The sequence below is a fragment of the Marinobacter shunpengi genome, assembly GCF_045449695.1.
Taxonomy (GTDB): Bacteria; Pseudomonadota; Gammaproteobacteria; order Pseudomonadales; family Oleiphilaceae; genus Marinobacter.
On record NZ_JBJJKZ010000005.1, the window covers coordinates 572,425 to 587,389 of the forward strand.

Genomic DNA, 14,965 nt, shown 5'->3' on the forward strand with positions numbered 1-14,965 from the left:
GTCATTATGTAGCGTTACGTAAGGCCGTTACGACCTTGCCGGCGGTCGCTGAAGCGATGCTGGCGAACCATTGTCGTCATTGACTGTTTGTCGGCAGGAAGGGAAATTACTGCAGCCCCAGAACCAGCCGCGGTGGCTTTTTCTCCGGACCAGTGGCGCATAGCACGCGGGGCAGGGCCAGGGCCGCTGGCTGGTGCCGTCCTGCGGGGAGGTGTCATCGATGGGCCGGGTGCCATTGCAGTCCGGGAAGCGGGTACAGGCATGGAACCGGCCGTACTTGCCCTCACGGATGCGCATGGGCGCCCGGCACTTGGGGCAGTGGATGGCGTCGGAGTCAGTGGACGCATCGGTGGATTGCCGTTGTGAGGGCGCACCAGCGCTGGCTGCGGGCTGCCGGATGAAGCCGGTGATCTGCGCCTTGAGCTGATCCAGGAACTGGCGCGGGTCGCCCTTGCCGGCCCGGATCTCCTCCAGGGTGGCTTCCCAGAGAGCGGTCATGTCCGGCTGGCTGATGGCTTCCGGCAGAGCGTGTATCAGGCTGCGGCCCTTGTCGGCGGCCCGGATATGGCGACCTTCCCGGTACAGGTAGTCCCGCCGGAAGAGGGTTTCGATGATGGCGGCCCGGGTGGCTTCGGTGCCCAGGCCGTCGGTTTCCCGCAGGGTCTTGCGCAGTTCCGGATCACTGACAAAGCGGGCGATGTTGGTCATGGCGGCCAGCAGGGTGGCATCTGTGAAATGCTGGGGGGGCTGGGTCATGCGCTCCTTCACCGAGGTGTCGGTGCAGGTGATGTCATCGCCGGCTTCCAGCCGTGGCAGGGGCTTCTTCGGTGCGCCGTCCGGTGTGGCGGACTGGCGCTGTTTGGGCTCCAGGGTCTTCCAGCCTGCTTCCAGCAGGGCGGTTTCCGTGGCCCGGAACCGGTGCTCGCCGATGGTCAGCTCCAGCCGGCCTTCCCGGTGGATGGCGTCCGCCATGAATTGCATCAGGTAGTAGCGGGCCACCAGGTTATAGACGTTCTGTTCCGCCGGTGTCAGCCGGCCCGCCGGTCGCGCCCGCAGGGTGGGGATGATGGCATGGTGGGCATCCACCTTTTTATCGTTCCAGGCCCTGGTGCGGCGTTGCAGGTCGACGCTTTCGGTGGCGGGGGCAAGACCGTCGTCCACCCGGCCGATGGCCCTGACAACGCCGGCGGCCTGTGCCAGGTGCCCTTCCGGCAGGTAGCGGCAGTCGGACCGGGGGTAGGTGATCAACTGGTGTTTTTCGTAGAGGTTCTGGGCGGTATCCAGCACATCCTTGGCCCCCATGCCAAAGGCCTTGCCCGCCTCGATCTGCAGGGCAGACAGTGACAACGGCAGGGGCGGGGCCTCCGGGCGGTCCCGGAAGCGGGCGGCGGTAATGCGACCGGGGCGATTCTGAACAGCCCTGGCAATATCCTCGGCGATGTCGCGGCTGAGCAGCCGGTCCTCGTCGTCCAGATGGTCGCGCACCGTCTCCGAGGGCAGCCACCGGGCCTCGAAGGCCCGGCTGCCATCGTCATCGACGGGTTGTGCGGTAATGGTTATGCGATACCAGGGTTTGGGCTCGAAGTCGGCGATGGTGTCGTCCCGGTGGACCACCAGTCCCAGTACCGGTGTCTGTACCCGGCCCACGGAATAGACGCCATCCGCCCCCTGTTGCTGGTAGCTCAGGGTGTAGTAGCGGGTCAGGTTGATGCCGTAGAGCCAGTCGGCCCGCTGCCGTGCCAGGGCGGAGTGGGACAGGCGCCGGAAGTCCCGGTTGTCCCTTGGGCTGGCCAGGGCCCGACTCACCGCGTCCCGGTTGAGGTCGTTGATCAGCACCCGGTGCACCGGGCACTGGACGCCGAAATACCGCAATACCTCGTCCACCAGCAATTGTCCTTCCCGGTCCGGGTCGCCAGCGTGGTAGATCACCTGTGCCTTGCGGATCAGGCTCTCCAGTACGCCCAGCTGCCTGGTGACACTGTCCCGGGGCATCAGCCGCCAGCGTTCCGGGAACACCGGCAGGTCGTCCATACGCCAGGATTTCCAGCGTGGGTCATAGCTGGCCGGCTCGGCCGGTTCCAGCAGGTGGCCGATGCACCAGCTTACCGTCACCGCCTGCTCACCTTCACCGCAACGCAACCAGCCCGGTCCCTTCTGGACGGGGCCGGGCAGGGCGTCGGCAATGGCACGGCCCAGGCTGGGTTTCTCGGCAATGTACAGCTGCATGGTGTTGTGGGATATCCGGCGGTTCTGGGGAGAGGCAAGATGGCGCCTCGACCTCCCCCTGTCAAGACGCAGCACAGGGTGTAGACTAGATAGCAACAGCCACCACACCAACAGAGATACTTCCGGTATGCGGATACAGCAGTCGATCGAACAGAAACTGGGTGAGCATTTCGAGGGCGGTCACCTCACCGTGGAGAACGAGAGCCATATGCACAGCGTGCCGCCGAATTCCGAAACCCATTTTAAGGTCACGTTGATCTCGGACCAGTTTGAAGGGCAGTCCAGGGTGCGTCGCCACCAGGCCATCTACCAGGCCCTGTCCGAGGAGATGCAGGGCGGGGTCCATGCCCTGGCGTTGCACTTGTTTACACCGGAGGAGTGGGAGCAGGCCGGTGGTCAGGTCCCGGACTCCCCCAACTGCATGGGCGGTTCCAAACGGGAGCAGGCGTCGTGAGCCAGTTTTTCCAGATCCATCCGGAAACACCCCAGAAGCGGCTGATCAACCAGGCCGTGGACATCCTTCGCAAGGGCGGCGTTATCGTCTACCCCACTGACTCTGGTTATGCCATCGGCTGTTGCCTGGAGGACAAGCAGGCGGCGGACCGCATCAAGCGCATCCGCAGGCTGGACGACAAGCACAATTTCACCCTGGTCTGCCGGGACCTGTCGGATGTGGGTATCTACGCCAAGGTGGACAATACCCAGTACCGCCTGCTGAAGAATTTCACCCCGGGACCCTACACCTTCATCCTGGACGCCACCAGCGAGGTACCCCGCCGGCTGCTGCATCCAAAGCGGCGCACCATCGGCCTGCGGGTGCCGGACAACGCCATCGTGCAGGCACTGCTGGGGGAGTTGGGCGAGCCCATCATGAGCAGCACGTTGATCCTGCCGGGTGAGGAAGACCCCATGACCGACCCCTACGACATCCGCGATGTGCTGGAACACGAACTGGATCTGATCATTGATGGTGGCTTCTGCGGCATGGAACCCACCACCGTGGTGAACATGACCGGGGAAGTACCGGAGATTACCCGGATAGGCAAGGGCGACCCGGAGCCTTTCAGGGTCTAGCCGGTCATCAAGTTATCCAAATGGGACACTAGCGGGGCTAGGCCCGGGCGTTAAGTCGGAAGGCGTAGGCCCGGGCACTGGATGAGGTATCGCCGGAATCGCCAGAGAAGGTGCGGCGTATGCTGTCATAGCGGTGCACCAGGTCCTGCAGACCGTTGAACTGCTGATTGTCGCTGACCAGGGTGTCCAGCACGGTGTTACTGGTGCCATAGGCCTGGTTCAGCTTCAGGGCGGTATCGACGAAGGTCAGCGTCGGTTCGTTGACGCTCAGGCGCTGGAGCGCGTCCCGGAACTCCCGGCTGTTGTTCAGGTCCTGCTGGATACGTTGCCGCGGCTGTTCCGGCATCCGGCCCTGTATCTCCACCTCTCCGTTGGCCCCCCGGGAGGCGGCAATCTGGGTGGTGGGTTGCATGCTGTACTCGGCAAGCTTGTGCCGCAGGGTTTCCCGCACGAAGGCAATATCCTGCCCGACCTGTTGCCGGTACTCGGTGACGGACAGACGCCCGGTCTTGCTTCGGGGCTGACCGCCGGTGAGGGTAAAGGTGTCGTCATTGCCCTGGCGGGTATCCGCCGGCGTGGCCTGGCTGGCCTTGCCTGCCGCTCCGGCCTGTGGATCGGCGGCCTTGCGGGCGGTGGCCTGCTGGAACTGGCTACCGGCTTTGATCAGTGATGTCAGCAGAGACATGGTGGCTTTACCTCCGGAACAAACCGGCCAAACAATGACGTGTCAGGAGGAGATAAGCAGGAATCGCGCCAGGAGGCCTGATGCCGACCTTCTGCGATCTCCATCCCTGTAACTGGCAATTTTCTGATTAGCATGCTTTCCTTTAACGGATTTCAATAAAAACAACCCCATAGAAGGTAGTGGAACCATGTCCCTATTCGATCTTTCCGGAAAAGTCAGCCTGGTCACCGGTGCCGGGCGTGGCATCGGCCGCAGCATTGCCCTGGGCCTGGCCGATGCGGGCAGCGACCTGGTGTTATGCAGCCGCAGCCGTGACGAACTCGAGGCCGTGGCCGGGGAAGCTCGCAGCAAAGGCGTCCAGGCGTGGGTGGTCACCTGTGATGTGGGTGACCCGGGGCAGATCACGTCGGCCGTGGAAACCGCCATCCGCGAAGCCGGCCAGATCGACATCCTGATCAACAACGCCGGGCTGGCGATCAAGCGGCGCGCCGAAGATCTGCCGCTGGAAGACTGGCAGACCATTATCAACATCAACCTGACCGGTGTGTTCCTGATGGCGCAGGCCGTGGGTCGGCATATGCTTGAGCGTGGCAGCGGCAGCATCGTGAACATTTCGTCCATTGCCGGCAAGACCGGGCTGATCGGCTCGTCCGCCTACTGTGCAAGCAAGGGCGGCGTTGACATGCTCACCAAGACCCTGGCGGTGGAGTGGGCCGAGCGGGGGGTGCGGGTCAATTCCCTGGCGCCGGCGTATACCGAGACCCCCCTGGTCAAGTCCATCACCGATGTGCGGGCGGACTTCGCTGAAAAGGTGGTCGCCCGTACCCCCATGAAACGCATGGCCGACCCCGACGAAATGGTGGGCACCGCGATTTTCCTGGCGTCCCGGGCCTCGTCCTATGTCACCGGTGAGACGGTCATGGTCGACGGTGGCTGGACGGCCCTTGGAGCCTGAGCTGGACCTGTTTCGACTACCCAGTAATCAACAATAACGACAGAACACGAAGGAGTACCCATGAACCAAGCAGTCGTTGCCCCGGACGCCCCCTGGTTTTCCAGTTATCCCCCCGAGATTCCCCACCAGCCGGAACTGACGGGCCTGTCGGTGCACCAAATGCTGGCTCAGGCCGCCGGTCGTTGGCCGCAGCGGGCGGCCGTTAACTTCATGGGCCGTGACCTGAGCTATGGGGAGCTGGATCAGTTGGTGTCCCGGGCGGCTGCCGGCTTCCAGAAACTGGGCGTTGGTCCCGGTGTCCATGTGGGCCTGTACCTGCCCAATACGCCTCATGTCATCATCAGTTTCCTGGGCGTCCTCCGCGCCGGCGGTGTGGTGGTGAACTATTCGCCCCTGGATGCCGAGCGCATCCTGGAGCACAAGATCGGTGACAGCGAGACCGATATCATGGTCACCATGGACCTGAAGGCGCTGCTGCCCAACATGACTGGGTTCCTGGGCAGTTCCCGCCTGCGGAAACTGGTAGTGGGGTCGGTGGACGAGTTCTCCGGCCAGCCTGAGGCGGTGCGCGGCAAATTGGAGCAGGCCGGGGAACTGGCGGAGGTGCCCCCGGACGAACAGGTGATGAGCTTCACCAGCCTGCTGGATAACGATGGCCATTACCAGCGCCATGCCGAGGCCGACGACCTGGACCGGCTGGCGGTGCTGCAATATACCGGCGGTACCACCGGCGCCCCCAAGGGGGCCATGCTGACCCACGGCAATATTGCCGCTGCCGCGGATCAATTGGGCACTGCCCTGAAGACCACGGTGTCACCCGGGGAGGAAAAGGTGCTGGCGGTGCTGCCGCCCTTCCATATCTATGCCATCGTGGTCAACATGCTGTTCGGACTGCGCAACGGTGCCACGCTGTATCTGCACATGAAGTTCGATCCGGAACAGGCCCTGGAGACCATCCAGAAGGAAAGGATCACGATGTTTCCGGCGGTGCCCACCATGCTCTCGGCCCTGCTGGCCTGCCCGAAACTGGGAGACTATCAACTGGATTCGCTGAAACTCTGCAATTCCGGCGGTGCGCCGCTGCCCGTGGAGCTGCAGCAGCGGTTCCAGGATGCGGCCAGCTGTTCGGTCAGGGAAGGCTGGGGTATGACGGAAACCACCGCCCTGGGCACCTTCACCCCAGAGGGCATGCCGTCCCCCGCCGGTGCCTGCGGGGTACCGGTGCCGGGTATCGACCTGAAGATTATCGCCATGGACGGCAGTGACCGGGAAATGCCCCAGGGGGAGAGGGGTGAACTCTGCATTGCCGGCCCCAGCGTGATGACGGGCTACTGGAAGCGGGAGGACGCCACCGCCGAGTCCATGACCGCCAGTGGTTATTTCCGTACCGGCGATGTGGCCTGGATGGACGACAAGGGGTTCGTCTACATCGTCGACCGCACCAAGGATATGATCATCTGCAGCGGCTACAACGTCTACCCGCGCAATATCGAGGAGGCCATCTACGAACACCCGGCCGTGGCCGAGGTGTCGGTGATCGGTGTACCGGACGATTACCGGGGCCAGAGCCCGAGGGCCTATATTACCCTGCGGGAGGGACAGCCAGAGCCCACCCTTGATGAGATGAAGGCTTTCCTCAAGCCGCGCCTGGGCAAGCATGAGATGATCCACGGTATGGAAGTTCGCGATGAACTGCCCAAGACCCCCGTGGGCAAGCTGTCCAAGAAGGAACTCTACGCCGAGGTGGGGCGTTGATCAGGGACACTACCACAGCCGCCAGGCTGCGCAGTTGGGACTGTCTGGTGGAGGACTTCCTGGCCTTCCGGGCGCAGGGGCAGGCGGTTGCCCTGGTGACGCTGGTGAACTCGGAGGGTGGCTCACCCCGCCCGCCGGGGAGCCAGATGGTGGTGGCCGCCAATGGCGACTATGCCGGGCACCTGACCGGCGGCTGCGCAGAGAGCGTGATCGTCGATGAGGCTCTGGCCGCCCTGGGTGAGGGGCGCAACCAGACCCTGCGCCTGGGGGCCGGTTCGGAGTACCTGGACATCCAGTTACCCTGCGGTGCTTCGGTGGAACTCTATATCGACGTGACCGTAGACGACGAAACCATGGCCGCCGTCCAGCGTGCCCTGGGGCAGCGCCAGGTGGTGGCCATGGACACCCTGGCGCCAGGCTCCCACCAGGTGGTTGCCGATCCGGACGATAGCGGCCCCGCTACGGGCTTCCGACGCTGCTACTATCCGCCCCGACGGCTGCTGGTCTACGGCAAGGGGCCAAATGCCTACACCCTGGCGCGCCTGGCCCGGGAGAGTGACCTCCAGGTATCGCTCCACTCCCCGGACCAGGCCACCCTGGCGGCCTGTGACGGTACCGACGTGGACACCGGCCTGCTGACCTCGCCGGCGTCGGTCCGGGTGCCGCCGCTGGACGCCCATACGGCGGTCGTGCTGATGTTCCATGAGCATGACTGGGAGCCGGCATTACTGAGGCAATTGCTACCGACCGACGCCTTCTACCTGGGAGCACTAGGCAGCCGCCGCACCCATCAACAGCGGTGCGAACAACTGGTGGCGGAGGGTTTTCCACAGGCGCCGGAGCGCATCCATGGACCGGTGGGGCTGGATATCGGGGCCGGCAATCCGGTGGAGATTGCCCTCTCTATCCTCGCGGAAATGGTCCGGGACTATCGCCGGGGGCAGGGCAGCAGGCCGCTGCTGATCAGGGCGATCTCAGGGACCATTGACCAGGTCACCTGAGAGCGGACAGATCCTCCGGCGTATCCACGTCCTCTAGTACCCCGCTGATGGGTAACCGCCAGGCCCCAGCCGCGGCCAGGAGTTTTCCAGCGCCCTGGTCCCCCTCCAGGGTCAGTACCGCCGGCCATAGCCACCGGGGCAGGTAGGCGGGAACGCCCGGACGTTCTCCATAGTCCGCCGCAAACGGCCTCTCCGGTGCCTGTCGCGCCGCGTCCCGTAGCCGCCCAAGACCGTCACGGTCAAGCAACGGCTGGTCCACCAGCACCACGAACACACCCCGGGCCGTGGACGGAAGGGTATCCATGCCTGCCTTCAGGGAGGCGGACATGCCCCGGGGCCAGTCGTCCGTATGCAGCCACGATGAAGGTCGCCGGCCAGCCCTGAGGGGAAGCAGCGGTCCCCTGCATCCCGTGATCACCCGGACATCGGCGCTGAGTTGGCGGGCCTGGCCCACGGCGTGGTCCAGCAATGGCCGGTCCCGCCAGTGGGCCAGGGCCTTGGCCCGACCGAACCGGCGGGATGCTCCCGCAGCCAGCACCAGGGCCGGCAGGGTGTCCTTGGCGCGAAAGGCCGCCGCACACGCCTGCCGACGTCGCTGGCCGTTATCAGCGACCATTGGCGTCAGGCCTGCAGGGCCTTGCGCACAGCCTCAGCGGTGATGGGAATCTCCCGCAGCCGCACACCTATCGCCGCAAAGATCGCGTTGGCGATGGCGGGGCCGGTCACCGTGGTGGCCGGTTCTCCCAGGCCCACGGCGGTCTCGGTGCTGTCGATGAATTCGATCTCCAGCTCCGGTACATCCCCCATCCGCATCGGCGTATAGGTGTTGAGGTTGCGGGCCACCGGTTCGCCCTTATCGAAGTGCGTACCCTCATGGAGCGCCATGCTGGCGCCCCAAAGGGCTGCGCCTTCCACCTGGGCCCGGGCTCCGTCCGGATGGACGATGGTGCCAGCGTCGGTGACCAGGGTCAGCTTCTTCAGTTGCACCCGCCCGGTCTCCCGGTCCACGTTCACTTTAGCCACGCAAGCCGTCCAGGTAGGCATGTTGCGCTCCTGGCCGTAGGAGGTGGCGACACCCAACCCGGTGCCTTCGGGCATTTCCTGATCCCATTCCGAGAGTTCCCGCGCCCGCCGCAGCACATTGGCCTGGCGGGAGGCACCACCCACGGAATTGGGCGCTTCACCTGCATTCTTGCCCTCCGCCTTCAGCAGGGCCAGGCGGAAGTCGATGGGGTCCTGGCCCGCCTTGTGGGCGGCCTCGTCCATGAACGACTCCAGGGCGAAGTTGACCCAGCCGGAGCCCACGGAGCGCAGCCAGCCGGGGCGGAAGGTGGCATTGGCCAGGTCATTGGAGATGGCCCGTACCCGGTGCGGCCCCACGGAATACCAGTGGGCCGCCCCCTGGATGGAGAAGGGGTCGAAGGGCTCGTCGTTGGCCCCCTTGGGCATGAAGAAGGGGGCCATCACCTGGGTGGGCCAGCCCGCCGTGGCATGGTGCTCCATGGCCACGGGGTTGCCGTCGCCGTCAAAAGCCATCCGCAAACGCTGGTAGGAAGGCGAGCGCGGGGAATCGAAGCGGCTGTCGTCCTCCCGGGTCAGCACCAGCTTCACCGGTTTGCCCAGTTGCTGCGAGGCCAGGGCCGCCGGCACGGCATAGTCGCCATTCAGGCGCCGGCCAAAGCCACCACCGAGCATGTAGGTGCGCATGATCACCTGGCTCTCCTCGACGCCAAGGGCCTTGGCCAGCGTTGGAATAATCAGGGACTGCCACTGGTTGCCGGTGTGGATCTCCCAGGTGCCGTCCTTCTCGTAAGCCAGGGCGTTTACCGGCTCCATCTGGAAGTGGAGCACGCTGTGGGTGATGTAGTCCTGTTCGAAGACGTCGGCGGCGCCGCTGAAGGCATCGTCCACGCCGTCGTCCGGGAACATGATGGAGCCCTTGTCCGGGGTTTCGATCAGCTCCACGCCATGGTCCAGGATGTCCTGCTCGCCGACATCGGCGGTATCACCGGCGCTCCAGTCTACCTTCACCATCGCGGCGGCCTTGTTGGCAGCGTGGAAAGAATCGGCGATTACCACGGCCCAGCCGGGCACGGTATTGGTGGGATCCTCCAGCACAATGGTCTGCCGGTAGCCACTGACCGATTTGGCCTCGCTGTCGTCCACGTTGTTCACCGTCGCGCCATAGCGGGTCGGCGGAATCAGCGGGCGCCCGTACACCATGCCGTCCACCCTGGCATCCAGGCCGTAGCGGCTGGCGCCGTCGGTCTTGCCCGGGATATCCAGGGCCATGGACTCACGGCCGATCAGCCGCCGCTGGGAGGGCGGTTTGATGGGCATTTCCTTGAGTTCTTTCTCACTGTAGGTACGGGTGAGGTCGCCCCGGCTGACGATATCGCCATAGCTGATGCTCTTGTCCCCGGCGACAACCTGGCTGTTGCGGGCCTGGCACTGGTCCGGGCTGACGCCGAGCAGGCGGGCGCCTTCCTCGATCAGGGCCTGCCGGCCCGCGGCCCCGGCCTGGCTCAGGGGAGTGAAGTTCTGCCACACGGACCAGCTACCACCAGTCACCATCAGGCCCCACTTGGGATCGCTGTCCACATGGTTCAGTTCCACCATGGACCAGTCCGCCTCCAGCTCGTCGGCCACGATGCGGGCCAGGGCGGTGCCCACGTGCTGGCCCATTTCCGCCTCGGCGATATTGACCACGATGCGGCCATCCGGGTGCAGGTGATACCAGATGGTGGGCTCGAAGGCTCCGGCCTGGACCACCTCCTCCGGTTGGGCAAAACTCAGCCCGGAACGGAAGAAGGCGAGGGTGAAACCGGCGCCGGCGGCACCGATCAGGAAGCCGCGGCGGCTCATGGATAGCCCCTGGTCAGCATCGTCCTGGGAGCCCTCGGGGCGGTTGAGATAGCGGTAGAACTTACTCATTGGTGGCCCCTCCTGCCTCGGACGCCTCGACGGTGTTACCGCCGTTCAGTTCCCGGGCGGCCAGTTTGATGGCCTCGCGGATCCGTACATAGGCCATGCAGCGACAGAGGTTACCCCCCATCACCGAATTGATCTGCTCGTCGGTGGGCTCCGGGAAGTCCTGCAACATGGCGGCGGCCTGCATGATCTGGCCGCTCTGGCAGTAGCCGCACTGGGGTGTCTGGGTTTTTACCCAGGCTTTCTGCAGCGGGTGCTCGCCATCCGGGTCGAGCCCTTCTATGGTGGTGATGGTGGCATTGGCCACCGACTCCACCGGGGTAATGCAGGACCGGGTGGCCCGGCCGTTGACCAGCACCGTGCAGGCGCCGCACATGCCGATGCCGCAGCCGTACTTGGTGCCGGTCAGGTCCAGGTCATCCCGCAGGGCCCAAAGCAGGGGGGTGTCCCCCTCGATGTCCACGGTCACGGCCTGACCGTTCAGTTGGAATTCAGTTGCCATGTGTCGTCGCTCCGTTCTGGTCTCTCTCGGCCAGGGTTTATTGTTGTCTCTGGTTCCGGATGGTCTGTTCCAGGTTGTCCCAGGCCGGCTGATCGGTATGGGTGTCCCGCAGGAAGGCCAACAGGCTGGCGATTTCCTGATCACTCAGGGCATCGGCAAAACCGGGCATCATCACACCGGCGATACCCTCCTCCTGGGATACCCCGTGCAGGGTGGCCCGCACCAGGTTGACCGGGTCTGGTGCCGATACCGCACTGTTCAGACTCATCTCCGGTCGCATGGCCTTGGGATCAGCGGGGTCGTTGTAGTGGCAGGACGCGCAGGCATAGGCAAACAGCCGCTCACCCTGGCCCGTGGTCGCACTGGATTCCTGGTTTTCATGGGCGCTCTCTATGGCCGTGGAAGCCTGGTTTCCAGCCTGCTGGCTATCGCCGGCGCCGGACAGGTCACTGAGCCAGACTGACAACCCGCGGATATCGTCATCCGGTGCCAGGCCCAGCCCGGCATGGACCACTTCCGCCATGGAGCCGATGGCCACGCCATGATAGGGGGAGCCACCGCTGCGCAGGTAGGCATAGGCAGCGTCCTCGGTCCAATCCACCGGCGACCGGTTGCTGGCATTGAGGGCCGGGGCGTACCAGTCGTTGACCACGGTGCCTTCCCAGGCGCGGCTGTCGTCCTCGGCACCGAACGGATTGCGGGGTGAATGGCAGGCACTGCAGTGACCCAGCCCCTCGGCGATGTAGGCGCCGCGGTTCCAGTCCTCTCCCTTGCTGTCGTCGGCCACATAGCGACCCTCATCGAAGAACAGCAGTTTCCAGCCCGCCTGCAGCATGCGGATATTGAAGGGGAAGTCCAGGGTATTGTCCGGTGCCTCCGCCCGGATCGGCTCCCGGGTCATGATATAGGCGTAGAGATCCGCTACATCCTCATCGGTCATCCTGGTGAAATGGGTGTAGGGGAAGGCCGGGAACAGGTGCGCTCCGGACCGGTCCACCCCCTCGCGCATGGCCCGGGCGAAGGCCTCTTCGGACCACTGGCCGATGCCGGTGTCCGCATCGGGGGTGATGTTGGTGGAATAGAGTGTGCCGAATGGCGTCGGCATGGCCAGGCTGCCTGCAAAGGGTTGGTCCGGGTTGGTGGTGTGACAGGTCTGGCAGTTGCCCAGGCCGGCGAGAACTTCGCCCCGGTCGATCTGTTCCTGGCTGAACTGGTCACTGGCCGGCGGTTCCACGGGGTCTATGGAAGACTCCCACGCAATCACCAGGAAAACTGCCAGCACCACAACGGCCAGGCCAATGATTCCCATCAGGATTTTCTTGATCACCGTTCTTCTCCCTGTTTGACCCGACGATCGGGTTTTGGGTGGATACGGAGAAACGTTGTTTTATAGTTAGCGTGCTTCCGAGTGCATGACGAACATCGTCACCAGCTACCAGTCTAGGCAATGAATGGCCGGATTCGCCAATCCAGGTCCGGAATCCGCCCGGAGCACAGGATGGCAGGACGTCAGGGATAGTCCAGGGGGTTGAAACGGTAGAACCCGCAAAGGGTTTCATAGACCTGCGGCTGCTCGTCAAACAGGTGCGCCGGTTGCTGGAAGAAGGTCTCGGTGAGCACGGCAAAGAACTCGGCGGGTTCAGTGGCACCGTAGGGATCCAGCCAGCTTGTCTGTCGATGGCGGAGGGTCTGTTGCAGGTGCGCGTACGCCTCGCTCATGGTGTGTTGCCAGTGCTGGGCCTGGGCACCAGCGAGGGGCGGCGCACCATCGGCGGAACCATCGAGGTAGTCCAGTTGGTGGGCGAACTCATGGATGATCACATTGTGGTGGCTGTCTGGCGACAACGCACCGCTCTCGCAGTCGTCCCAGGAAAGTACCACCTGTCCCATGGACGAGGCCTCACCGGCGCGAACCTCGTGGGCAGTGTCCACGATCATGCCATTGTGGCGGGGTTCCGTGACCTGGTAAGCAGAGGGGTAGACCAGGATACTGCGGACCTCATCGTAATTGCTGTAGGGGCGCGCGAGGATCGGCAGGCAGGCGTGGCCGGCAATGGTCAGGCGTACGGTGTCGTCCACCTCGAAGCCATCGCAGCCGTAGAACGTCTTCTCCGACAGGAACAGCTGCACCCGCTGCTCCAGGTCTGTCTTCAGGTGGGCGGGCAGGCGGTTGTACAGGGGAACCCGCTCGGTGAGCAGGGCACGCCATTGCGGGGGAAAGGGCCGTTGCAGCTCGCGGCGACGACGCCAGCGGCGGTAGAAAAAGAGATAGAACACAGCCAGTGCGATGGCGGCAATGGCAAAGACGGCGAAGATCAGGCCTGACGACATGGTCCGCTGGTACCCCTGGAAGTGTGCGGGTTGGGTTCATAGATATAGTACAGTAATCCTATCCCCTTTCAGGCCCGACGTGTTAAGGAGACACCATGAACATGACTGCCCTGGTACCCATCGCCGATGGCAGCGAAGACATTGAAGCCATTACCATTATTGACGTGCTGCGCCGTGCCAGCGTGGAAGTGACCGTGGCCAGTGTCAATGAGCACCAGACCGTGACCCTCTCCCGCCGGAGCCGGATCACCGCTGATGCCCTGCTGCAGGACTGCGTCGACCAGGACTACGACCTGATTGCCCTGCCGGGCGGCATGCCCGGGGCCCGTAACCTGTCGGAGTGCGCCTTGCTGATCGACCGCCTCCGCAAGCAGCGGGAAGCGGGGTTCTGGTACGGCGCCATCTGTGCGGCCCCGGCGGTGGCGCTGGCACCCCACGGCCTGCTGGATGGTGTTGCGGCTACCGGCCATCAGGCCTTCCGGGACGACCTGCCGGATCGGTCGCGGGAGCATGAGCGGGTTGTGGTCGACCAGAACTGTATCACCAGCCAGGGGCCCGGATCGGCCATCGAGTTTGCCCTGGAACTGGTGGCCAGGGTGTGCGGGCAGGACGTGCGCGACCAGGTGGCCGCGCCGATGATGCTGCCCTGAGGGGCGCGCCCTGGGATCAGTCGTCCCGCCGGCAGGTATAGCTGATGCCATCCACTTCGAGCATGGCTTCCGGCGCCTTGTTCCAGAGCGTCACGGAGTCGTTGACGTAGCGGGCGCCGGAGGCGGTCACGCTGCGCTGGAGGGTTTCCGACCGGTCGCCCATGCTGATCGTCAGGGTTTCATCCCCCGTAAAATACAGGTCCATCGGTCCCATTCCCTCACACTCGAAGTGAACCACGGACTTGACGGGGGACATGTCCTGGGCCTGCGGCTGGGCGCTGGCCGCGTCGCCGGCGGTGGGGTCCTCGTCGATCTGGATCATCTTCAGGCGGGTCCGTTCCTTGTCATCAATGATCAGCAGCCAGGTGTCTGATTCCATGCGATAGCTTGTGGCGCCCCTCAACCCATGCAGGAACCGTTGCTCCTGGGCCGAGATGGCGGGCACGCAGGCTTTCAGGGTGCTGGCCAGTTCCCGGACGGTGATGGAGGCGCCCGCCGTCTCGTAGCTGCCAAAATACCGGTTGCAGCCGGTGTAGCCGGTTACCCTGCCGTCGTTGAAGGCCACGGTGATCATCGAATTGTCGATGATGCCGCCCTTGTCCACATCTTCCACCTGCCAGACTGTGCCATCCAGCATGGGTGGTGTTGAGGGTGCCTCTTCGGTACCGCCAAACCAGCCAGCACAGCCGACCATGGCCAGGGCGGGGATCGAGATCAGTAATGAGCCAACCAGGGAGCGTGTATTCGTCATCAGTGAGGGCACCTTGTCGTTTGCAAAAGGGAAAGTGCAAATAGCTTAGATGATGGCGGTGTGTGCGTCGACGGTCATCCGGCTGATGGAACGGTACGTGGAGA

The 14,965-nt window shown here is 64.2% G+C and carries 14 protein-coding genes; 6 read left to right on the top strand and 8 right to left on the bottom strand.

Going from position 1 to position 14,965, the window contains the following annotated elements:
• Positions 1-27 precede the first annotated feature (27 nt).
• Positions 28-2,226, bottom strand: coding sequence for a DNA topoisomerase III (locus ACJO2E_RS04535; RefSeq protein WP_406962238.1), 2,199 nt, complete (start codon positions 2,224-2,226; stop codon positions 28-30).
• 127 nt (positions 2,227-2,353) lie between these two features.
• Here ACJO2E_RS04535 and ACJO2E_RS04540 point away from each other — a divergent pair, with 127 nt between their 5' ends.
• On the top strand, positions 2,354-2,680 hold the full coding sequence (locus ACJO2E_RS04540; protein ID WP_406962240.1) for a BolA family protein: 327 nt from the start codon (positions 2,354-2,356) through the stop codon (positions 2,678-2,680).
• Complete coding sequence (locus ACJO2E_RS04545) at positions 2,677-3,300, top strand: L-threonylcarbamoyladenylate synthase (RefSeq protein WP_406962242.1); 624 nt, start codon at positions 2,677-2,679, stop codon at positions 3,298-3,300. Before ACJO2E_RS04540 ends, ACJO2E_RS04545 begins: the two co-directional genes overlap by 4 nt.
• 37 nt (positions 3,301-3,337) lie before the next feature.
• Here the strand turns inward: ACJO2E_RS04545 and ACJO2E_RS04550 are convergent, their stop codons facing one another.
• Positions 3,338-3,985, bottom strand: coding sequence for a hypothetical protein (locus tag ACJO2E_RS04550; protein WP_406962243.1), 648 nt, complete (start codon positions 3,983-3,985; stop codon positions 3,338-3,340).
• A gap of 187 nt (positions 3,986-4,172) precedes the next feature.
• Here ACJO2E_RS04550 and ACJO2E_RS04555 point away from each other — a divergent pair, with 187 nt between their 5' ends.
• From ACJO2E_RS04555 to ACJO2E_RS04565, 3 genes are read left to right on the top strand one after another with little or no spacing between them, the layout of a single operon-like run.
• Complete coding sequence (locus tag ACJO2E_RS04555; RefSeq protein WP_406962245.1) at positions 4,173-4,940, top strand: SDR family NAD(P)-dependent oxidoreductase; 768 nt, start codon at positions 4,173-4,175, stop codon at positions 4,938-4,940.
• Positions 4,941-5,000: 60 nt separating this feature from the next.
• Positions 5,001-6,695 carry a long-chain-fatty-acid--CoA ligase gene (locus ACJO2E_RS04560; RefSeq protein ID WP_406962247.1) on the top strand — a complete coding sequence of 565 codons (1,695 nt, stop codon included), beginning with the start codon at positions 5,001-5,003 and terminating at the stop codon, positions 6,693-6,695.
• On the top strand, positions 6,692-7,696 hold the full coding sequence (locus tag ACJO2E_RS04565) for an XdhC family protein (protein WP_406962249.1): 1,005 nt from the start codon (positions 6,692-6,694) through the stop codon (positions 7,694-7,696). Before ACJO2E_RS04560 ends, ACJO2E_RS04565 begins: the two co-directional genes overlap by 4 nt.
• On the opposite strand, the gene ACJO2E_RS04570 is transcribed toward ACJO2E_RS04565, so the two are convergent.
• The 5 genes from ACJO2E_RS04570 to ACJO2E_RS04590 form a co-directional block, all read right to left on the bottom strand.
• On the bottom strand, positions 7,689-8,312 hold the full coding sequence (locus tag ACJO2E_RS04570; RefSeq protein ID WP_406962251.1) for a nucleotidyltransferase family protein: 624 nt from the start codon (positions 8,310-8,312) through the stop codon (positions 7,689-7,691). The genes ACJO2E_RS04565 and ACJO2E_RS04570 overlap by 8 nt on opposite strands.
• 5 nt (positions 8,313-8,317) lie before the next feature.
• Positions 8,318-10,630, bottom strand: coding sequence for a xanthine dehydrogenase family protein molybdopterin-binding subunit (locus ACJO2E_RS04575; protein WP_406962253.1), 2,313 nt, complete (start codon positions 10,628-10,630; stop codon positions 8,318-8,320).
• Positions 10,623-11,129: a (2Fe-2S)-binding protein gene (locus ACJO2E_RS04580; RefSeq protein WP_406962255.1), complete on the bottom strand. Its 507-nt coding sequence runs from the start codon at positions 11,127-11,129 to the stop codon at positions 10,623-10,625. The genes ACJO2E_RS04575 and ACJO2E_RS04580 overlap by 8 nt, the downstream gene beginning before the upstream one ends.
• A gap of 37 nt (positions 11,130-11,166) precedes the next feature.
• Complete coding sequence (locus ACJO2E_RS04585) at positions 11,167-12,456, bottom strand: cytochrome c (RefSeq protein WP_406962256.1); 1,290 nt, start codon at positions 12,454-12,456, stop codon at positions 11,167-11,169.
• A 182-nt stretch (positions 12,457-12,638) separates the two neighbouring features.
• Positions 12,639-13,460 carry a M90 family metallopeptidase gene (locus tag ACJO2E_RS04590; RefSeq protein WP_406962258.1) on the bottom strand — a complete coding sequence of 274 codons (822 nt, stop codon included), beginning with the start codon at positions 13,458-13,460 and terminating at the stop codon, positions 12,639-12,641.
• A gap of 95 nt (positions 13,461-13,555) precedes the next feature.
• Here ACJO2E_RS04590 and ACJO2E_RS04595 point away from each other — a divergent pair, with 95 nt between their 5' ends.
• Complete coding sequence (locus ACJO2E_RS04595) at positions 13,556-14,110, top strand: DJ-1 family glyoxalase III (RefSeq protein ID WP_406962260.1); 555 nt, start codon at positions 13,556-13,558, stop codon at positions 14,108-14,110.
• Positions 14,111-14,126: 16 nt separating this feature from the next.
• Here ACJO2E_RS04595 and ACJO2E_RS04600 read toward each other — a convergent pair whose 3' ends face one another.
• Complete coding sequence (locus tag ACJO2E_RS04600) at positions 14,127-14,861, bottom strand: META domain-containing protein (protein ID WP_406962262.1); 735 nt, start codon at positions 14,859-14,861, stop codon at positions 14,127-14,129.
• Positions 14,862-14,965: the final 104 nt, after the last annotated feature.